The 20,290-nt window shown below is 33.4% G+C and carries 20 protein-coding genes; 19 read left to right on the top strand and 1 reads right to left on the bottom strand.

Annotated features, from left to right (window positions below; all coding sequences use genetic code 11):
• Positions 1 to 62 precede the first annotated feature (62 nt).
• A complete protein-coding gene (locus COI44_RS13090) occupies positions 63 to 1,823 on the bottom strand; it encodes a hypothetical protein (RefSeq protein ID WP_098428356.1) in 1,761 nt (586 codons plus the stop codon).
• 308 nt (positions 1,824 to 2,131) lie between these two features.
• On the opposite strand from COI44_RS13090, the gene COI44_RS13085 reads away from it, so the two are divergent.
• The 19 genes from COI44_RS13085 to COI44_RS12990 all read left to right on the top strand — a co-directional run bounded on the left by COI44_RS13085 (position 2,132) and on the right by COI44_RS12990 (position 20,273).
• The gene (locus tag COI44_RS13085; protein ID WP_056472677.1) at positions 2,132 to 2,464 is read left to right on the top strand and encodes a DUF4257 domain-containing protein; all 333 of its coding nucleotides are present in this window, start codon (positions 2,132 to 2,134) and stop codon (positions 2,462 to 2,464) included.
• Between the two features lie 43 nt (positions 2,465 to 2,507).
• Positions 2,508 to 2,720 (top strand): hypothetical protein, encoded by a 213-nt coding sequence (locus COI44_RS13080; protein WP_056472680.1) that lies wholly within the window; start codon positions 2,508 to 2,510, stop codon positions 2,718 to 2,720.
• Between the two features lie 312 nt (positions 2,721 to 3,032).
• Positions 3,033 to 3,449: a cysteine metabolism transcriptional regulator CymR gene (gene cymR, locus COI44_RS13075; RefSeq protein WP_056472685.1), complete on the top strand. Its 417-nt coding sequence runs from the start codon at positions 3,033 to 3,035 to the stop codon at positions 3,447 to 3,449.
• Between the two features lie 54 nt (positions 3,450 to 3,503).
• Positions 3,504 to 4,649, top strand: a complete 1,146-nt coding sequence (locus tag COI44_RS13070) for a cysteine desulfurase family protein (protein WP_098428355.1) — start codon at positions 3,504 to 3,506, stop codon at positions 4,647 to 4,649.
• Positions 4,650 to 4,676: 27 nt separating this feature from the next.
• Positions 4,677 to 5,795, top strand: a complete 1,119-nt coding sequence (gene mnmA / locus COI44_RS13065) for a tRNA 2-thiouridine(34) synthase MnmA (protein ID WP_098428354.1) — start codon at positions 4,677 to 4,679, stop codon at positions 5,793 to 5,795.
• 207 nt (positions 5,796 to 6,002) lie between these two features.
• On the top strand, positions 6,003 to 6,656 hold the full coding sequence (locus COI44_RS13060) for a tetratricopeptide repeat protein (protein ID WP_098428353.1): 654 nt from the start codon (positions 6,003 to 6,005) through the stop codon (positions 6,654 to 6,656).
• 33 nt (positions 6,657 to 6,689) lie between these two features.
• Entirely contained in the window at positions 6,690 to 9,047 is a 2,358-nt protein-coding gene (gene recD2 / locus COI44_RS13055; protein ID WP_098428352.1) for an SF1B family DNA helicase RecD2, read from the top strand.
• Between the two features lie 112 nt (positions 9,048 to 9,159).
• A complete protein-coding gene (locus COI44_RS13050; RefSeq protein ID WP_069035137.1) occupies positions 9,160 to 9,348 on the top strand; it encodes a hypothetical protein in 189 nt (62 codons plus the stop codon).
• Positions 9,349 to 9,361: 13 nt separating this feature from the next.
• Positions 9,362 to 9,496, top strand: a complete 135-nt coding sequence (locus tag COI44_RS13045; protein WP_082459514.1) for a DUF3918 family protein — start codon at positions 9,362 to 9,364, stop codon at positions 9,494 to 9,496.
• A gap of 482 nt (positions 9,497 to 9,978) precedes the next feature.
• Positions 9,979 to 10,533: a GNAT family N-acetyltransferase gene (locus tag COI44_RS13035; RefSeq protein ID WP_098428350.1), complete on the top strand. Its 555-nt coding sequence runs from the start codon at positions 9,979 to 9,981 to the stop codon at positions 10,531 to 10,533.
• Positions 10,534 to 10,572: 39 nt separating this feature from the next.
• Positions 10,573 to 11,640: an AI-2E family transporter gene (locus COI44_RS13030; RefSeq protein WP_098428349.1), complete on the top strand. Its 1,068-nt coding sequence runs from the start codon at positions 10,573 to 10,575 to the stop codon at positions 11,638 to 11,640.
• A 356-nt stretch (positions 11,641 to 11,996) separates the two neighbouring features.
• Positions 11,997 to 14,648: an alanine--tRNA ligase gene (alaS, locus tag COI44_RS13025; RefSeq protein WP_098428348.1), complete on the top strand. Its 2,652-nt coding sequence runs from the start codon at positions 11,997 to 11,999 to the stop codon at positions 14,646 to 14,648.
• 114 nt (positions 14,649 to 14,762) lie between these two features.
• The gene (locus COI44_RS13020) at positions 14,763 to 15,029 is read left to right on the top strand and encodes an IreB family regulatory phosphoprotein (protein ID WP_069035133.1); all 267 of its coding nucleotides are present in this window, start codon (positions 14,763 to 14,765) and stop codon (positions 15,027 to 15,029) included.
• A gap of 3 nt (positions 15,030 to 15,032) precedes the next feature.
• Complete coding sequence (ruvX, locus tag COI44_RS13015) at positions 15,033 to 15,449, top strand: Holliday junction resolvase RuvX (protein WP_098428347.1); 417 nt, start codon at positions 15,033 to 15,035, stop codon at positions 15,447 to 15,449.
• 109 nt (positions 15,450 to 15,558) lie between these two features.
• Complete coding sequence (locus COI44_RS13010) at positions 15,559 to 15,849, top strand: DUF1292 domain-containing protein (protein ID WP_098428346.1); 291 nt, start codon at positions 15,559 to 15,561, stop codon at positions 15,847 to 15,849.
• 181 nt (positions 15,850 to 16,030) lie between these two features.
• Positions 16,031 to 17,065, top strand: coding sequence for an endolytic transglycosylase MltG (gene mltG / locus COI44_RS13005; RefSeq protein ID WP_098428373.1), 1,035 nt, complete (start codon positions 16,031 to 16,033; stop codon positions 17,063 to 17,065).
• Between the two features lie 234 nt (positions 17,066 to 17,299).
• Positions 17,300 to 17,965, top strand: coding sequence for an O-methyltransferase (locus tag COI44_RS13000; protein WP_098428345.1), 666 nt, complete (start codon positions 17,300 to 17,302; stop codon positions 17,963 to 17,965).
• The gene (locus tag COI44_RS12995) at positions 17,952 to 18,884 is read left to right on the top strand and encodes a peptidase U32 family protein (protein WP_098428344.1); all 933 of its coding nucleotides are present in this window, start codon (positions 17,952 to 17,954) and stop codon (positions 18,882 to 18,884) included. Before COI44_RS13000 ends, COI44_RS12995 begins: the two co-directional genes overlap by 14 nt.
• A gap of 111 nt (positions 18,885 to 18,995) precedes the next feature.
• The gene (locus COI44_RS12990; protein WP_069035129.1) at positions 18,996 to 20,273 is read left to right on the top strand and encodes a peptidase U32 family protein; all 1,278 of its coding nucleotides are present in this window, start codon (positions 18,996 to 18,998) and stop codon (positions 20,271 to 20,273) included.
• The last annotated feature ends 17 nt before the right edge of the window (positions 20,274 to 20,290 follow it).

Here is a 20,290-nt window from a genome sequence, read left to right as displayed (position 1 = left end):
ATCATAACAACCTAATATGAACGGAACATGAATAAAAAAAGTCGAGATTCGAATCTCGACTTTTAAGCACTAACATCATTTTCAAAAACTTCAATAGTTGGAGAATCAACTAAATGACTAGTTAATAATTTTATCTCGAGGAAAAGTAAGTCGGGTTTAATAAAAGTTGAAGGGATTGATAAAATCTCTTCGTCATCTTTATCATAGAAAACAATATAATTTACTTTTCGTTGATATGCTGCCATTTTACCTTCGTTTTTACCCCATTTTCGGAGTTCGATCGTCATCCGATTTATCTTATGAAGCTCAATCGACTTCAATTCATTTCCTTTTTTTAAGGTTAGCTGTCTACTTGTTAATATTAATTTAGACTCTTTTCGAAGTTGAATTGTTGCATATACTTTATATAAGAAAATAATCCATAGTAAAGCTAGTAATAAAAAATAAATAGGATCGTGATTTCCAAAAGCAGTACCTGTTCTAACAGCAGTTAGAAATCCGAGAAAATAAGTACCAAAATGCCAGCTTGGCTTTGATTCCAAAATGACTTCTTGACCTAATTTATCGTTTTCTTCTTTATTTAATAATTCAAGTTGGGCTCTATGTTCATCCTCAGTATATTTATCCCATTTTGTAAATGCCGTAATTGTTTCATCATAAAATCGTGGACTTGGAATTTGTTCAGAAATATAAGCCCCTACATATGCAGCCATCCAATCATTTTCTTCCCAATTTTCTTGCTGACTACGAAATTTAGTTAAATAATAAGTTACTTCTTGTTCATAATAGTTTGAAGTATCATAACGCTTTATAATTTCGATCTCGTCGGGAATCACACCAAAATCTTCATGGGTAATTAAATAAAGAAACAGTCTGTTTTTCACAAAACTATGTTGATGCTCTTCCGTAAATGTGTATATATCTTTCTTTGAAAATTCATTTAATTTTGTATAAAACCATACCGCTGATTCAATATTATGCGCACAATAATCAAGGATTTCTTTTTCAATTTGTACGCCATGTTCCATCAGTGATATAACAGCATCCACTTTTAGGTAAGGATCTCTATACTCAAGTGCTTCATTTAAATATTCATGCATGCTATCGTCAAAATAATATTGCATTAATTGAAGGTAAATACCCATTTCTGTTCGAACGATGAGGTAAGATTCCTTCCAAGCCTGGTAAACATATTTTAAGTTGTAATCTTGATTATAATTTAAATATGAATCTCGTTTAAGCTTATATAAAACTTTAATTTGTTCGATTATATAATCGTTCTCTGCGGATGAAAAAGGTAAAGAAATTGAACTTCTTTTACACAATAGAATCAGATGGAAAATTGCAACTGCAGTTTCTTCATTTTCGATTAAGCGTATTAGTTTTTTTACAAGTTCTGGAGCCCAATCTGTCTCTTCGAAAATGAATTGAACATCGATATCAAGCGAGTACCGTTTACTATTTTTTTCAATGATTCGTATATAAGCATCTCTAGCTAACTCTGATTTCAGACTTATTAATAAATAAAGAGCCTGGAGTTTTGCTCGTTCACTATAAGCTTCAAAATTCTTTTCGATTGGAGTTATTAATTCTTGGAGTTCAAACTCTGAACAAAATCCAACTAAGTGATAGCTTCCATCATCCCAATCTTCTATTGATTTCGGGAAATTACTTCCCGCTTCTTCTAATAAATAAATTAATGATTCAATAGAAGCACCTGATCGAAGAGACTTTCTAAGTTGGTCTATGCCTTTTGCGCGCTTATATAGATCTTGGTGGCGTAATTGATTTACTATTTTCTTGAATTTTCTTTGTACAGCCAACTTAAAACCTCCTCTAGCTTCTTTTTAATTCCAATATATCATAATAAGGGTAATGAGAAATAGTTAAATAGTCTTGTAGTGTATTTGTTTAAATATATATTCAGGTCTTTTAACTTATTTTTTGTCACAATTGGATAAATTTTACAAATTGTTTTGATAATTTATTTTTATGCTTTTATAATAATAAGAACAAGCTGTTCATATTTTATATAGAACTTGTCCAATCCTAGCGATCATTTCGATTAACTTATTCTCGAAACGAAAGTAGGAATTTTTTTTGTACCTAAAATTAAGAATGGAGGATGAACATGGTTAAGCTCTATGTCCTGGCGGTTGTCATTGGTGGAGTGACCGGATTTATTTTTCACATCCTGTTTAACAAAGGTACGATTATGCTCCCGGTGAGACGAAAGAAAGGCTTTTATTTAGGTTTTCTTGCAGATATTTTATTTGGAGCAACAGCCGCGACATTATTTGTTTCTTTATTTATACCAGAAAACATGTTAAAAGATATGCGTATGGTAATCGGATACTGTATATTAGCTGGTCTCTCATCGCAAAGCTTTCTTTTAAGCAGGGCACTTAACACTGAACGGGAAAGGGTAAGTTCGCTGCATAATATTTCTAAGCAAATTGTGTAGTACTTTCAATAATTTACTTGGCAAAAGATGAAGGAGGCTTGTAATGAGGCTAGTGCTAACACCCGAAGAGAAAGCCATTTATTTAGATTTATTAGAGGATTTATTAAATGCTGATACTGAATACGAAATTAAAAGTATCGAATTCCAAGTCATAAGCTTTTTAAACAACATAAAAGAATCTAGAAAAAATGTTGAAGATTTCGATGAAAAAGCGGCAGCCGCTCAATTCGTACGTGCTGGTAAATTGAAAAGTTAAGCAATCAAAAAATGAAAACACTTTTAATGTCGTATAGTTAAAACTATATAACATTAATGGTGTTTTTTTTGAAGGTTAGGGAAATCTTTGTCCTGTGGATATTTAGATTACTAGATAAATAGCGAGAATGAAAAATGAACTGACTAGTTAATTATAGATGGATAATGCACTTTTCCAATTGGTTTAGTGCATTTTTTTCCTGGCATGTGAATTTATAGGATAAATAGTGTACAATAATTGTATTACTACAGTTTAAAAATAGGATAAATCTGATAAGAATAAGAGATACAGTTTATTGAACGGAGTGAATTAATGAAGATTTCAACTAAGGGAAGATACGGACTGACAGTTATGATTGAATTAGCTAAAAGATATTGTGATAAACCAATTTCACTCAAGAGTATTGCGAAAGCACAAAATCTTTCTGAGCACTATTTAGAACAAATTATTTCATTATTACGTAATGCAGGATTAGTTAAGAGTATTCGTGGAGCATATGGTGGGTATATTTTAACAAAGGAACCGAATGAAATTTCTGCAGGTGAAGTGATAACTGCACTTGAAGGATCACTATCTCCAATCGAAAATCTTGAAGATGAAAATCCTGCACAAAGAGAGTTATGGACTCGTGTTCAAAAAGCGATTAATGAAGTGTTAGACCATACGAGTCTTGAGGATTTAGCAAAATTAGAATCTGATGATTTAAATGGATATATGTTTTATATTTAATTTTAGTGCGTTCAAAGATAGGTGAACGCTTCATAAAGAAAGGGTTTAATAAAAATGGAACGTATTTATGTAGATCATGCTGCGACTTCTCCAATGCATCCAGAAGTAATTGAAAAGATGGTTGTAGAAATGCAAGAGACTTTTGGAAATCCATCTAGTATTCATTCATTTGGCCGACAAGCTCGCCAAAAGATTGATACTGCACGCATGGTTTGTGCTAATAGTATAGGATCAAAAGTTAACGAAATTATTTTTACAAGCGGTGGAACGGAAAGTGATAACCTCGCTGTGTTAGGCGCTGCTTATGCGAATCAAAAATATGGTAAGCACATTATTACCTCTAGCATCGAGCATCATGCTATATTACATACATGCCAGGCTCTTGAAAAGGAAGGCTTTGAGGTTACCTATTTACCTGTTGATCATACAGGTCGTGTGAATGTAGAGGATGTAAAGGCTGCACTGCGTGATGATACAATTTTAGTATCAATTATGATGGTTAATAATGAAATCGGCACAGTTCAACCAATTAAAGAAATAGGTGAACTTCTTAGTAACCATAAAGCTCATTTCCATACAGATGCAGTACAAGCTTACGGCTTAATTCCAATTAATGTTGAAGAACTTGGTGTCGACTTTTTATCCATTTCCTCACATAAAATTAATGGACCTAAAGGTGTAGGTTTTCTTTTTGTAAGTGAAAATGCAATTTTTACACAATTACAATATGGCGGACAGCAAGAGCGTAAACGTCGTGCGGGTACAGAAAATGTTCCTGGTATTATTGGATTAGCTAAAGCAGTAGAAGTAATTCACATTGAAAGAGCTGAACGTATAGAAAGCTATTTGCATTTCCATGAAATTTTAATGAATGTTCTAAAAGAAAATGGAATTCGTTTTGAAAGGAATGGAAATGAGTCGTTTTTTGCACCACATGTGTTAAACTTATCATTTGAAGATATTTCAATTGAATCATTTTTGGTAAACCTCGATTTATCAGGTATAGCAGCTTCAAGCGGATCTGCTTGTACAGCTGGTAGTATAGATCCATCACATGTTTTAGTTGAAATGTTTGGAATAGATTCACCTAAAATACGTTCTTCGGTTCGATTCAGCTTTGGTTATGGAAATACAGACGAACAAATCCGTATACTTGGAGAACGTGTATCTTCAATTGTAAAACGATTAGTTAAAATATAAATTTTTAAGTGCGAGGGGATATAATTTATGAATAAAAAAGATCCAAAAGACACTCGCGTAGTAGTAGGAATGTCAGGTGGTGTAGATTCATCTGTTACAGCATATTTATTGAAACAACAAGGATATGATGTCATCGGTATTTTTATGAAAAACTGGGATGACACAGATGAGTTTGGCGTATGTACAGCAACTGAAGATTATGAAGATGTAATTGCAGTTTGTAATCAAATAGGAATTCCGTATTATGCAGTGAATTTTGAAAAGCAATATTGGGATAAAGTATTTACCTATTTCTTAGATGAATATAAAAAAGGTAGAACACCAAACCCAGACGTAATGTGTAACAAAGAAATTAAGTTTAAAGCATTTCTTGAACATGCAATGGAGCTTGGAGCAGATTATGTAGCGACAGGTCATTATGCTGGAGTTGAGTTCCGTGACGATGAATATAAAATGTTACGAGGAATTGATAGCAATAAAGACCAAACTTATTTCCTAAATCAACTAGGTCAAGAACAACTATCGAAAGTTATGTTTCCACTTGGAGGCTATTTAAAGCCAGAAATCCGTAAAATTGCTGAAGAGGCAGATTTAGCGACAGCTAAGAAAAAAGACAGTACCGGAATTTGCTTCATAGGTGAACGTAACTTTAAAGAATTTCTAAGTAATTATTTACCTGCACAACCTGGTGAAATGAGAACAATGAACGGGGAAGTTAAAGGTAAACATGATGGACTTATGTATTATACAATTGGTCAACGTCATGGACTTGGAATCGGTGGAAATGGAGACCCTTGGTTCGTTGTAGGAAAAGACTTAAAAAATAATATTTTATTAGTTGAACAAGGTTTTCATAATGAGTTACTTTATAGTAATGAAGTACTTGCTTCTGATATTAGTTGGACATCAAATAAACCGAAAGAAGGTTCATTTACATGTACTGCTAAATTCCGTTATCGTTCTGAAGATAATGAAGTAACAGTTCACATTTTAGATGATAACTCAGTAAGAATTCTTTGCCACGAAAATATTCGTGCAATCACTCCAGGCCAAGCTGTTGTATTTTACGACGGGACAGACTGCCTAGGTGGAGGAACAATTGATCGTGCATTTATCGATGGTAATGAATTAACTTATTTAAGATAAATCTATTTACCCCAATCATAATGGTTGGGGTTGTTTTTTTGAATGGAAATACTAAATTTATCGTAGAAATTTTGAAGAAACGTTCCTTTGAAATGTATACTATGGTGTGATAGTGTTAAATAGATATATTAAGTTTCTTAAACTGATTTGTATAGAAAATGGAGTCTATCAAAAATAATTGAAAGAAAATACATAGAGGTGTCATATATGAATAATTTTGAACGTGGAGTAGCAGCTCTGCAAGAGGGTAACTTAGAGGATGCAGCTAATTTTTTAACGAAAGAAATTGAAGAAAATCCTACTAATTCATTAGCGTATGTTAATTTTGGTCAGCTTTTACTATCGATGGGAGATGTCGAACGAGCTTGTCTTTTTTTTGAAAAGGCTTTAGAAATTGATCCGGAATTGGCAGCAGCGCATTATGCAGTTGGAACAGTGTATTTTGAAGATGGAAAGTTTGAATTAGCTAAAAAACATTTTCAACATTGTGTGAAACTTGGCATGAATGATAGTGATGTCCATTTTATGATTGGTTTATGCTGTGTTAATAATGGAGAAGATCGTTTTGCACTTCCATTTTTTCAACGAGCGATTGAGCTAGATGAGAAAGATGTAGACGCATTATTCCAATATGGCCTTACTTTAGCTAAATTAGAAATGTTAGATGAAGCAAAAATTAGTTTAGAAAAAGTTTTACAATTAGATGAACTTCATGCTGATGCACATTATAATCTAGGCATAATTGCGATGTTTAATGATCAAGTTACAACTGCGAAAGAACATTTTAATAAAGCGATTGAAAGTCAAGATGATCATATGCTTGCTATGCATGCTTTAAAAGTAATTGAAAATAAAGAGTAGAATGAAGCTAGTTTAGATCGGGGAGGTGGAGAAATGCAAACCCAAAGTGAAATGGAATTGTTTGTTGATGAGACACCATATATTAAAGGGCATATCACAACAATCATCTTTTATAATGCAGAAAATTTTTATACTGTTGCAAAGGTAAAAGTAGTTGATACAAATTTATCAAATTGTGAACAGGAAATGACCATTACTGGGAATATACCAAGAATGAATGAAGATGAAACATATACATTTAGGGGGATTGTAAAAGACCATCCGAGGTATGGTAAACAATTTCAAATTTCATCATTTGAAAAAGAGCTTCCATCTACTAAAAAAGGTGTTATTCAATATTTATCATCAGATTTATTTAAAGGAATTGGAAAGAAAACAGCTGAGAAAATCGTTGACCATTTAGGTGAAGGTGCAATTAATAAAATTTTAGATAATGCTGATAGCTTAGAAGGTGTTCCCGGGCTGGCAAAATCCAAAGCGAAAGAAATTTATGAAACAATACTATCTCATCAAGGTCTTGAAAAAGTAATCAGCTTTTTAAGTAGCTACGGTATAGGAACGGGTTTATCGATTAAAATTTATAAGACCTATAATGAATCAACTCTAGATATTATCAGAACAAATCCATTTAAGTTAATTGAAGATGTGGATGGGATTGGGTTTGGAAGAGCAGATGAAATTGGTCGAGCAATCGGTATTACAGGAAATCATCCAGATCGGATACGAGCAGGTTGTATATATATTTTAGAACATTTATCGATGCAAGAAGGACATGTTTATATAACGCAAGATCAGTTTATTGATGAAACTAGACAATTATTAATGAAACAGGATAAAGAGCTTGTCGAAGCAGTCGACATTTCTCGGGAAATGAAACGATTGGTAGCAGACGGAAAGCTAGTAATGGAAGATGAGAGAATCTATTTATCTGCACTTTATTATGCTGAGAAAGGCATTGTAAATGCAATCCAAAAATTATTAAGCAGTGCTCCAGATTTAGGAGAAATGACTGAAACTAGTTTTGCAAAAGAGCTAGAAGACCTCGAATCAAAAATGAATGTAAAATATGCCCCTTCACAAGCGAAAGCAATAAAAAAAGCTATGGAGTCAGCTATGATGGTCCTTACAGGTGGACCAGGTACAGGTAAAACGACAGTTATTAAAGGAATCGTTAATCTGTTTTCAACAATCCATGATTTATCATTAGATCAGCATTCTTACCCGAAAGATGATCCATTCCCTTATTTGCTTGCTGCACCTACAGGTAGAGCGGCAAAAAGAATGAGTGAAGCAACCGGATTACCGGCAGTAACAATCCATCGTTTACTTGGTTGGACAAGAGAAGGGGAGTTTAGCCATCATGAGGAAAATCCTTTAAATGGAAAGTTACTGATCATTGATGAGTTTTCAATGGTCGATGTTTGGTTAGGGAATCAATTACTCAAAAGCATTCCAGAAGGATGCCAAGTCATTTTTGTAGGGGATGAGGATCAATTACCTTCTGTTGGCCCAGGTCAAGTCTTAAAGGATTTATTAAACTCTGGTACAGTTCCAACCGTACGATTAAAAGATATTTACCGTCAATCAGAAGATTCATCGATTATTACGCTTGCACATTATATAAAAGATGGAACAATATCCGAGGATTTATTTGAACAAAGAAAAGATCGTTCATTTATCGGTTGTTCAAGTCAACAAGTTGTTGAGGTCGTCAAAAAAGTGTGTGAAAATGCCAATAAAAAAGGTTTTCCTGTAAGAGATATCCAAGTATTAGCGCCGATGTATCGTGGTCCAGCAGGAATTGATGCTCTAAATGAAGGGCTACAAGAAGTGTTTAACCCTAAAAAAGAAAAGCAACGTGAAATGAATTTTGGTGATACAACTTTTCGTACAGGTGATAAAGTTCTCCAACTCGTAAACGTTCCTGAAAATAATGTTTTTAATGGAGATATGGGTGAAATTGTAAACATTTTTTTCGCCAAAGAAAATGTTGAACAACAAGATATTATTATCGTTTCATTTGATGGAAATGAAGTGACTTATACTAGACCAGACTTTTCTCAATTAACTCTCGCTTACTGTTGTTCAATTCATAAGTCTCAAGGTAGTGAATTTGATATTATTGTGCTACCAATTGTCAAAAGTTATTATCGAATGCTTCGAAGAAATTTAATTTACACTGCAGTGACAAGAAGTAAGAAGTTCTTAATCATGTGCGGTGAACAAGATGCATTTATTCAAGGCATTGGAAGAACAGATGATGGTCAAAGACAAACTACGCTATGTATGAAACTAAAAGGGATTGAAAATGGTGAAGTACAACTAAACGAAGATTTACCATTTCAGCTTTCAGACGAATTACCAAATCTTTCACCTTATGATTTCATGTAAATGACTAAGAATATATAGTGCAAGACGATTCCTGTACTAACGTATATTTTTATGAAAATTTGGTCACAATGCTTAGAAACATTGCCTTTTTTAGGCTAAGGGAGCGAGCGTTGTGATTTGTCCAAATTGTCATAGTAAAGACTTAGGGAAAATAGGTGTAAATCAATATTATTGTTGGGGATGTTATATTGAACTAACAATTAATAAAGGTATAATTTATACCCACCAAGTTGAAGAAGATGGTACGTTAAGTTCGTTAGATGATTTGTTTGACGAAGAGGATCGAAAACTTAGTATGTAGGAGTGGGTAATTGATGGCTAGAAAAAGCTCTTTATTAGGTTTAGGTTTAGGTGCAGGTGCACTTGCGATGAAGTTAATGTACGATAACAAATGGCTTACTTCAAAGAACATGAAACGTATGAGAAAGTCATTGAAAAAAATGCTTTAATTTTTTGAGCACATGTCTATAGGGCATGTGCTTTTTTATTGCCGAAAAAGAGTATTACCAAATTTTCGTAAAAGGGTGTGGTTGATGTCCACTACGGGGTGCTCCGCTTTCCATGGGGCTAGATTCTTTAGCCTCCTCGGCGAGCCTGCGGGGTCTTTAGCCTTCCCGCTTATCCCATAGGAGTCGAGCATCCTTTTCGTTTCAATCAACTTATTCATAAATAATAGTTACACTAAAACCCCCTAATTTAATATCCTTTACTTAAAAGTAGCATAACAAATTGTTAATCAGCTTGTAGGTCAATTAAAATCGAACATCAACTTATTGTAATAACATGAATTATATTATCAATAAGATTCATTTAATATTTTAAATCCAATACAATCCTAATCATACAATCCTAATTTATTTAAAGTTTTTTCATTGAGAAAATGGTCATCATCTTTTATCATATATAAAAACATGGAAAAGAGATGGTAAATATGGGAGTGGGAGTTAAGCTTGTTAAGAATGATTTAAAGTATGCAGAGCAGGTATTTAATTTATCATCAGATTCAGGTGTGAAAGATGTTTTAGGAATAAAAGTAGATCATATTGATGATACAATCGGATTTATTAGCTATATTGTTCAGCAGGAATTAGATGGTAAAATAATAAATCGGATAATATTGAACGAACAAGATGAGGTAGTCGGTATAACTAGTTTAAAGCATATTGACCGAGGTGATGGAATTTGCCATATTGGCACCTGGATAGGGGTTCCATTTTGGGGGCAAGGGTATAATGAGGCTTCAAAAATAGAAATTTTAAAAATTGCTTTTAACGAGTTGAAAATGGATTATGTTTTTGCTGGAGCAAAAGAGTCGAATACTAGATCAAGGCGTGCACAAGAGAAATTAGCTTATATGACAATTGGTGTAGAGAAGGAATTTCCAAATGAACTAACAATCGTTGAAAAAGAGGCAAAAACGAAATGTGTATTGAATGTTGTTAAGAGAGAAGACTTTGTAAAATTTTTAACGAGTCACATAATTTAATTGAAATTCTCCATACTATTATCAGTATGGAGGTTTTTTATGGACGGTTTAAAGTTAAAATGGATATACCGATTATGTTTAATTTTGCTAATTGGATTAGTTGGAATCGTTTTTTATTATTTAAAACCGGTTTATTTGCATATTGTAATTGGTGTTTTAAAATCGATGGTTCCATTTTTGATTGGTTTAATCATTGCCTATTTGTTACATCCAGCAATTGAATATATTCATAATAAAGGGATAAAACGAGTAATTGCGATTTTATTGATCTATTTATTATTTTTTGGAGGGTGTGTACTAGGGCTTTATTTATTACTCCCTATTTTTAAACAACAGTGGCAAGATATTTTAAGAGCTTTTCCTAAAGTCATGGCATTATATGATAATTTCTTATCCAAAATCGAACGAAAGACTTCGAGGATGCCAATTTTTCTTCATAATCGTGTTGATTTAATGATTAATGGTGCTGAAAAATCGGGATTATCATTATTGAATAAATCTGGTGAATGGATGAAGCAATTAGTAAATAATATTATTTCACTATTTATCATTCCGTTTATCGTTTTTTACTTTTTAAAAGACTATAAGGTCTTATCGAATATGTTTTGGAAAATTATCCCTTACAAATGGCGATATGAAGCAAAGGGTTTAGCAAAAGAACTTAATAATACATTTGGAAAATATATTCGTGGTCAAATATTAGTTTGTTTTTTACTATTTGTATTAGCAACAATATTTCTATGGATTGTTCGAATGAAATATGCGCTAGTATTAGGAGTGGTCATTGGAATAACAGATATCATTCCGTATTTCGGACCTGTTATTGGAGCTGTACCAACTCTGTTTCTAGCCGCTTCGGAAGGGACAAGTTTATTAATTAGAGTAGGTATTACATTAATTATTTTACAATTGATCGAAGGTAACGTCCTTTCTCCGATGATAATTGGAAAGTCAATTCATATTCATCCAGTTATTATTATGTTTTCATTATTAGTTGCAGGGGAAATAGCTGGTTTTATTGGCTTGTTAATTGCCGTACCATTATTAGTTGTCATCATTTCTGTTATTCGCTATTACAGTAATAGAAAAGAACGTCTCTCAACTTGACTTTCATTTTTGACAATGATACTATTTTTTCATACAATTTATATTTGCAAAATTTTGAAGGAACAAGTATGTCACTAAACCATTTAAGCGTATGCAAAAGAGAGAAGTTTCCTAGGCTGAAAGAAACTTTAATGAAGGGTGACAGAAAAGCTACTCCTGAATGCAGCTAATCACTGACGCGTCAGACCACGTTACGGTCTCTTGAGGTGATGAATAGACTTCGAGGCATTTTGTCTAAGCAATAAGCTTTCTATTCATAATCAGGGTGGTATCGCGAGTAAATCTCGTCCCTGTTTTAGGGACGGGATTTTTTTGTTTTTATAACATTATAAATTTACTAAATGGAGGTTAATATAATGAAAAAGCTAACTGCTGCTCAAATTCGCCAAATGTACTTAGACTTCTTTAAAGAAAAAGGTCACTCTATTGAGCCAAGTGCATCTTTAGTACCAGTAGAAGATCCAACTTTATTATGGATTAATAGTGGTGTAGCAACATTAAAAAAATATTTTGATGGTCGAGTAATTCCAGAGAACCCAAGGATAACAAATTCACAAAAATCTATTCGAACAAATGATATTGAGAATGTTGGGAAAACAGCTCGTCACCATACATTTTTTGAAATGCTAGGTAATTTTTCAATCGGAGATTATTTCCGTGAAGAAGCTGTAACATGGGGTTGGGAACTTTTAACTTCATCTGAATGGTTTGGTTTTGAAAAAGAAAAATTATTCGTTACTGTTTATCCTGAAGATAAAGAAACGTATGATTTATGGATTAAATTAGGATTAGATCCTGAGCATATTATCCTGTTAGAAGGTAACTTCTGGGAAATTGGTGAAGGACCATGTGGACCATGTACAGAAATTTTCTATGATCGTGGAACAAAATATGATCCAGAAAACATTGGAATTAAATTATTAAAAGAGGATTTAGAAAATGATCGATATTTAGAAATTTGGAATATTGTATTCTCTCAATTTAATTCAAAAGATGGTTTAGACCGTAAAGAATACCCTGAATTACCAAACAAAAACATTGATACTGGCATGGGCTTAGAGCGTATGGCAAGTGTACTACAAGAAGTAGACACAAACTTTGACACTGATTTATTTATGCCGATTATCAATGTTGTTGAAACAATTTCTGGTCAAAAATATCGAAATGGACAATTAGATCAAGATACTGCTTTTAAAGTAATTGCTGACCATATACGTACAGTATCTTTTGCTGTTGCAGATGGCGCTCTTCCTTCAAATGAAGGTCGCGGATATGTATTACGTCGATTAATCCGTCGTGCTGTTCGTTTTGCTAAAAAATTAGGTATTGAACGTCCATTTATGTTTGAACTTGTTCCAGTTGTTGCAGAAATTATGGAAAGCTACTATCCAAATGTGAAAGAAAAAGTACCGTTCATTCAAAAAGTAATTAAAAATGAGGAAGAGCGTTTCCATGAAACATTACATGAAGGATTATCACTTCTTACAAATGTAATGAAGGATGCGAAAGCAAAAGGAAGTTCTGTAATTAAAGGTGAGGATGTTTTCCGTCTTTATGACACATATGGATTCCCGATTGAATTAACAGAAGAATATGCAGAAGAAGAAGGATTAACAGTTGATCATGACGGTTTCGAAGTTGAAATGGAAAAACAACGTGAGCGTGCTCGTTCTGCTAGACAAGATGTTGACTCAATGCAGGTACAAAGTGAAGCACTTCGTGAAATCAAGGAAACTTCAGCTTTTGTAGGTTATAGCGAAGGTTCGGTTGAATCTACAGTTCTTGTTCTAGTACAAGACGGAGAAAAAGTTGAAGATGTAGCAAATGGCGAAGAAGCTCATTTAATTCTTGATGTAACTCCTTTCTACGCTGAAAGTGGAGGTCAAATTGCAGACCGTGGAACTTTAACTGCTCCTGGTTTAAAGGTAGAAGTGCTTGATGTTCAAAAAGCTCCAAACGGACAAAATTTACATCGAGTGAAGGTTGTTGAAGGTGCGTTATCAGTTGGTGCTAAAGTTGAATCAACAATTAATAAAGCTAACCGTTCAAGTATTGTCAAGAACCACACAGCTACTCACTTATTACACCAAGCATTAAAGGATGTACTTGGAACTCATGTAAATCAAGCTGGTTCATTAGTAAACCAAGAACGCTTACGTTTTGACTTCTCACATTTCGGTCAAGTAACGTCTGAAGAACTTGAAATAATTGAAAAAATTGTGAATGAAAAAATTTGGGAAAGCATTCCAGTTCAAATTTCTGAAAAAGCAATTGCTGAAGCAAAAGCAATGGGAGCAATGGCATTATTTGGTGAAAAATATGGTGATGTAGTACGAGTAGTACAAGTTGGAGATTATAGTCTTGAGCTATGTGGTGGATGTCATGTTGATAACACAGCATCTATCGGTACATTTAAAATAATTTCTGAGTCAGGAATTGGAGCTGGTACGCGCCGTATTGAAGCAGTAACTGGCAAATCAGCTTACGAATATATGCAAGAACAAATTGGTCAACTTAAAGAGGCAGCTAGCCTATTAAAATCAAATACAAAAGACGTCGTTACTCGTATTGAAACTTTACAATCAGATTTAAAACAAGTACAAAAAGAGAATGATTCACTTTCTTCAAAATTAAGCAATATTGAAGCAGGAAATATTAGTAATAATGTGAAAGAAGTAAATGGAGTAAAATTCGTCGCTGCTAAAGTAAATGGAGCAGATATGAATAGTCTTCGCACAATGGTTGATGACCTTAAAAATAAAATTGGTTCTGTTGTTGTATTACTTGGTTCTGCTAATGAAGGTAAAGTAAACTTAATTGCTGGTGTTACAAAAGATTTAGTAGGTCAAGGATATCATGCAGGAAATCTAATAAAAGAAGCTGCTTCAATTTGTGGCGGAGGAGGCGGAGGCCGTCCTGATATGGCTCAAGCTGGCGGTAAAGATCCTTCAAAATTAGACGAGGCTGTTGCTTTTGTTGAAAAATGGATGAATACGATTTCAAAATAATACAAAAATCGTGTACAATAACAGATATAAAAATTTTTAGCTGATTCGTAACTGCGTAATAAAAATGGTACAATGTAATTAGCTAAAAATATACGGATAAGTGGGGTGCTTTGTATGGATTCATTTGATAAAACGATGAAGTTTAGTTTGCAAGATGAAGGTCAAGATATACGAGTTAATGAAGTTTTGTTAAAGGTTCATGACGCGTTACAAGAAAAAGGCTATAATCCAATCAATCAAATAGTAGGATACTTATTATCAGGTGATCCTGCATACATTCCTCGTCACAATGACGCAAGAAGTATGATGAAAAAATTAGAACGTGATGAAATCATTGAAGAATTAGTTAAATCTTACTTACTACAACATCGTGGAGAATAATTAATGAGAGCACTTGGGCTAGATGTAGGTACTAAAACAATTGGTGTAGCTGTAAGTGATGCTCTTGGTTGGACAGCTCAAGGTATTGAGACAGTCAAAATTGATGAAGAACGTCAGAAATTTGGACTAGACCGACTAAAAGAAATCATCGACAGCTACGAAATCGAAAAAATAGTTGTAGGCTTACCTAAAAATATGAACGGAAGTATTGGAGAACGTGGTGAAGCTTGTACGCGTTTTGGAAAAATGCTTGAAGAAGAATTCAATCTTCCGGTTATACTATGGGATGAAAGACTTTCAACAATGGCTGCCGAACGTTTTCTAATCTCTGCTGACGTAAGTCGTAAGAAAAGAAAACTAGTAATCGATAAAATGGCAGCAGTAGTTATTTTACAAAACTACTTAGATAGTATAAAGTGATAAAGAAGAATGGGGAATGGCCGACAATACTTGCAGTATAACTTATTTTTGCGGCCCCTCCAACTATTCACTTATACATAAAAGGATTAAAATAATTGAGGTGATATAAATGGAACACGGTGAAGACAGACAAATTACAATCGTCGATGAGGAAGGTAATGAGATACTTTGTAATATTATCATGACTTTTGAATCAGATGATTATGGTAAATCATACGTAATTTATAGTCCAGTTGGACAAGAGTTTGATGAAGATGGAGACCCAATCTACCATGCATCAAGCTTCATTCCTGCAGAAGATGGTGAAGATGGAGAGTTATATCCAATCGAATCTGACGAAGAGTGGGAAATGGTTGAAGAAGTATTAAACACTTTCTTTGACGAAGAAGAAGGAGAATAATATCTTTGGATTTAAAAATGCTAAGCGCTTATAAAGTGTTTAGCATTTTTTTTATGTAGAAAATTGCCGATTTAGCACATATTTGTAGTATACTATAACGTGGAAAAGGAGGTAGATAAGTTTGTCATTTAATGATTTTAATAAAAATGGATACAAGAATACAAATAAAAAAAGCAGAGGTATGCTTATTTTTACATATTTAATTATTGCTTGTATTGTCGTAGTTGGAGCGGGTTTTGCAACTTATAAATATATGTTAAAACCTGTAAATTCAGCAAATAAACAAATTAAATTGGTAACAATTCCTGAAGGAAGCTCTGTTGATAATATTGCAGCAATTTTTAAAAAGAAAAACTTAATAAAAAATACATCAATTTTTAAACTATATGTGAAGTTGCATAACAACGCTAGTCTAAAATCTGGGAATTATCATTTTAGCGAAAACCAAGGGGTTGCAACGATTGTAAACCACTTACAGGTAGGTGGTAAATATCAGGTTGCAGTAAAGAATTTAATGATTCCTGAAGGTTCTCAATTAAACGAAATCGCAGCGATTATTGCAAAAGAATTTAAATTAGATCAAGCAACTGTACTAAAACAGTTGAATGATAAAGCATTTATTCAGGGGCTACAAAAAAAGTTTCCTCAATTAATAACGAATGATATTTTTAAACCTGGGATTCGCTATCCATTAGAAGGGTACTTATATCCTTCAACTTATATGTATGGGGATTTTACTCCGAGTTTAGAGGAAATTATCACACCGATGCTAAATGAAACAGTGAGAATTTTAGACCAATATAAAGCAGAAATGAGTAACAAAAAACTTACGCCTCATCAGACATTAACAATGGCCTCGTTAATTGAGGAAGAAGCAACTGGTACAACCGATCGAAAGTTAATTTCAAGTGTATTTTATAATCGACTTAAAATAGGAATGCCATTACAAACGGATCCTACAGTTTTGTATGCATTGGGTAAGCATAAAGAACGTGTATTATATAAAGATTTAGAAGTTAAATCTCCTTATAATACTTATTACGTTAAAGGGCTACCGGTAGGACCAATCGCAAGTGCTGGCGTTGATAGTATAGTAGCTGCTCTGGAGCCTGCCAAATCAGATTATTTATATTTCCTTGCTGATAAAACAGGTAAAGTAATCTTTACAAAATCGTTACAAGAGCACAATACTGAAAAAGAAAAGCATATAAAATAAAAAGTTGGAAATACTTGTATATTAAATATTAAATTCCTCAGTAGTATAAATAGTCTACTGAGGAATTTTGTAAATTAAAAAATAGTGAAAGCGTTGCAACTATTCTTGGTACTAGCCAAGGGTCTTTTTTTTATGTTAGAATATTACGGGTCTAAAAAAATTCAGATACACAGAAATTTTACTTACACCTTGTTTTTAGACAAGGTTGTATTTCTATTGGAGGCTTTATAAGCAATGGATGACGTTTTAGTTCGTCAATACTTGGCGAATTTTTATAAACATAGAGAACCTTTTATAGAAGAAATGGAAACTTATGCATTTGAGCATCATGTGCCGATAATGGATAAAGCAGGCATGGAATTTATGCTTGGTTTACTTTATTTAATACAGCCAACTTCCATTCTTGAAATTGGTAGTGCGATAGGCTATTCAAGTATTCGAATGGCAAAAGAGTTTCCAAATGTGAAGATTGTTACAATGGAGCGAAATGCTGAGAGAATTCGAAAAGCAAAAGAGTTTATTGAGCGAAGCGATTATAGTAATCGAATTCTAATTTTAGAAGGTGATGCTTTACTTTTAAAAGAAAAGTTGCCTGAGAACAGACTATTTGATGTTATTTTTATCGACGCAGCTAAAGCTCAGTATAAACGATTTTTTGAATTATATGAGCCTTTGTTATCGGACAGAGGTGTAATCATTTCAGATAATGTTCTATTTAAAGGCCAAGTTGCTGAAAGTGCGGATTTAGTTGATGATCGACGAAAGAAAGCTTTAATAAAAAAGATTCAAAATTACAATGAATGGCTAATGAATCACCCTAAGTATGATTCGACAATTATACCAATTGGTGATGGAGTTGCTATTAGTAAGAAAAGGGGAGTTAATAATGATCAAGCCTGAATTATTAGTTACGCCAACTAACCTAAATGATATAGATAAATTAGCTGATGCTGGTGCAGACGCAGTTATTATTGGTGAACAACGTTTTGGATTACGCTTAGCGGGCGAATTTAAACGTGAAGCTGTAAAAGAAGCAGTAGAAATTGCACATAAAAAAAATGTAAAAGTATATGTAGCGATGAATGGCGTTTACCATAATGAAATTCTTGACGAAATTGAAGATTATATTGCTTTTTTAAGAGATGCAAATGTGGATGCAATCGTATTCGGAGATCCTGCAGTTCTTATGTCAGTACGTGCGATTGCACCTAATATGCAATTACATTGGAATACAGAAACAACGGCTACAAACTGGTTTACTTGTAATTACTGGGGTAAACGTGGATCTAAACGTGCGGTATTAGCTAGAGAATTAAGCTTTGAAGCTGTTGCTGAAATTAAAGAAAATGCTAAAGTAGAAATCGAAGTACAAGTACATGGAATGACTGCTATGTTCCAATCAAAACGTTCACTTGTCGGTAACTATTTTGAATACCAAGGAAAGAATTTAGAAATCGTTGAACAAAAGAAATATGAAGAAAATATGTTCTTAGTAGACCACGAGCGTAATAATAAATATCCAATTTTTGAAGATCAAAATGGAACGCATATTATGAGTCCAAATGATATTTGTATTGTTAACGAGTTAGAAGAATTAGTTGATGCAGGTATTGATTCATTCAAAATTGATGGTGTCTTAAAATCTTCAGAGTATATCATTGAAGTAACAAAACTATACAGACAAGCTATAGACCTATGTGTAGAAGACCGTGAAGCTTACGAAGAAATCAAAGACGAACTTTTCGACAAAATCGAAGCAATCCAACCTGTAAACAGACCACTGGACACAGGATTCTTCTTTAAAGAAACAGTGTATTAATAGAGGTTAGATTAATGAAGGAAAAGCAGGAAAGCCAGGGAAATCTAGAAATCAGGAAAAGCTGTATCTTAGAACTTTGTACCTTACCTGTATTAAAGAGGAGGACTAATAATGGCAATTGGACAATTAGATAAAATAGTTGATGGCAAACGTGTAATCGTGAAAAAACCTGAGCTATTAGCACCGGCTGGTAATTTAGAAAAATTAAAAATTGCAGTAAGATATGGCGCAGATGCTGTATTTATTGGTGGTAGAGAGTTTGGTTTACGTTCGAATGCAGATAACTTCTCTATAGAAGAAATGGCTGAAGGGGTAGAATTTGCAAACAAATTTAATGCGAAAATTTATGTAACAACAAATATATTTGCTCATAACGAAAACATGGACGGATTAGTTGAGTATTTACAAGGAATTGAAGCTGCAGGCGTTACAGGTATTATTGTAGCTGACCCATATATTATTGAAACATGTAAAGAAGCTGCACCTAAATTAGAGGTACATTTAAGTACACAACAATCTTTATCAAATTATCGTGCTGCACAGTACTGGAAAGAAGAAGGATTACATCGATTAGTACTAGCACGTGAGACGAGCTATGAAGAAATAAAGGAAATCAAAGAAAAAGTAGACGTCGAAATTGAAACATTTATTCATGGAGCAATGTGTATTGCTTATTCAGGCCGTTGTACTTTGAGTAATCATATGACTGCCCGTGATTCAAACCGTGGTGGATGTTGTCAATCATGTCGTTGGGATTACGATTTAGTTCAAACTGAGTCACAAAATCCAGATGCTTCAGAAAATGCTTTATTTGCTGAAGAAGATGCACCATTTGCAATGAGCCCGAAAGATTTAAATTTATTACGTTCAATTCCTAAATTTATTGAAATGGGTGTAGATAGTTTAAAAATTGAAGGACGTATGAAATCGATTCATTACGTAGCAACAGTTGTATCTGTTTATCGTAAAATAATTGATGCATATTGTGCTGACCCAGAAAACTTTGAATTTAAAGAAGAATGGGTTGAAGAACTAGATAAATGTGCGAATCGTGACACTGCTTCTTCATTCTTTGAAGGATTCCCAGGAATGAAAGAGCAAATGTATGGAAATCATAGCAAAAAAACAACGTATGATTTTGCAGGTCTTGTATTAGACTATGATGATGAAACTGGTATCGCAACAATTCAACAACGTAACTACTTCAAACCAGGTGACCAAATTGAATTCTTTGGACCTGAAATTGAAAACTTCAAACAAACAGTTGGTGTAATTGTTAATGAAGATGAAACAGAAGTAGACGCTGCAAGACATCCATTAGAAATTGTAAAAATTAAAGTGGATCAAAAAGTCTATCCTTACAACATGATGAGAAAAAAGTTAGTTTGATAAGAAAGAGGGATTGA

The sequence above is a fragment of the Bacillus sp. AFS088145 genome, assembly GCF_002564465.1.
Lineage (GTDB): Bacteria > Bacillota > Bacilli > Bacillales > Bacillaceae_G > Gottfriedia.
The sequence above is the reverse complement of the archived record's forward strand: the minus strand, read 5'-3'. Positions and strand labels throughout refer to the sequence as shown.

Bases quoted from the DNA above. Each gene is read 5' to 3' on its own strand.
- COI44_RS13085 (WP_056472677.1), top strand. From the start codon at position 2,132: ATGGTTAAGCTCTATGTCCTGGCGGTTGTCATTGGTGGAGTGACCGGA.
- COI44_RS13080 (WP_056472680.1), top strand. From the start codon at position 2,508: ATGAGGCTAGTGCTAACACCCGAAGAGAAAGCCATTTATTTAGATTTA.
- cymR (WP_056472685.1), top strand. From the start codon at position 3,033: ATGAAGATTTCAACTAAGGGAAGATACGGACTGACAGTTATGATTGAA.
- COI44_RS13070 (WP_098428355.1), top strand. From the start codon at position 3,504: ATGGAACGTATTTATGTAGATCATGCTGCGACTTCTCCAATGCATCCA.
- mnmA (WP_098428354.1), top strand. From the start codon at position 4,677: ATGAATAAAAAAGATCCAAAAGACACTCGCGTAGTAGTAGGAATGTCA.
- COI44_RS13060 (WP_098428353.1), top strand. From the start codon at position 6,003: ATGAATAATTTTGAACGTGGAGTAGCAGCTCTGCAAGAGGGTAACTTA.
- recD2 (WP_098428352.1), top strand. From the start codon at position 6,690: ATGCAAACCCAAAGTGAAATGGAATTGTTTGTTGATGAGACACCATAT.
- COI44_RS13045 (WP_082459514.1), top strand. From the start codon at position 9,362: ATGGCTAGAAAAAGCTCTTTATTAGGTTTAGGTTTAGGTGCAGGTGCA.
- COI44_RS13035 (WP_098428350.1), top strand. From the start codon at position 9,979: ATGGGAGTGGGAGTTAAGCTTGTTAAGAATGATTTAAAGTATGCAGAG.
- COI44_RS13030 (WP_098428349.1), top strand. From the start codon at position 10,573: ATGGACGGTTTAAAGTTAAAATGGATATACCGATTATGTTTAATTTTG.
- alaS (WP_098428348.1), top strand. From the start codon at position 11,997: ATGAAAAAGCTAACTGCTGCTCAAATTCGCCAAATGTACTTAGACTTC.
- COI44_RS13020 (WP_069035133.1), top strand. From the start codon at position 14,763: ATGGATTCATTTGATAAAACGATGAAGTTTAGTTTGCAAGATGAAGGT.
- ruvX (WP_098428347.1), top strand. From the start codon at position 15,033: ATGAGAGCACTTGGGCTAGATGTAGGTACTAAAACAATTGGTGTAGCT.
- COI44_RS13010 (WP_098428346.1), top strand. From the start codon at position 15,559: ATGGAACACGGTGAAGACAGACAAATTACAATCGTCGATGAGGAAGGT.
- mltG (WP_098428373.1), top strand. From the start codon at position 16,031: ATGCTTATTTTTACATATTTAATTATTGCTTGTATTGTCGTAGTTGGA.
- COI44_RS13000 (WP_098428345.1), top strand. From the start codon at position 17,300: ATGGATGACGTTTTAGTTCGTCAATACTTGGCGAATTTTTATAAACAT.
- COI44_RS12995 (WP_098428344.1), top strand. From the start codon at position 17,952: ATGATCAAGCCTGAATTATTAGTTACGCCAACTAACCTAAATGATATA.
- COI44_RS12990 (WP_069035129.1), top strand. From the start codon at position 18,996: ATGGCAATTGGACAATTAGATAAAATAGTTGATGGCAAACGTGTAATC.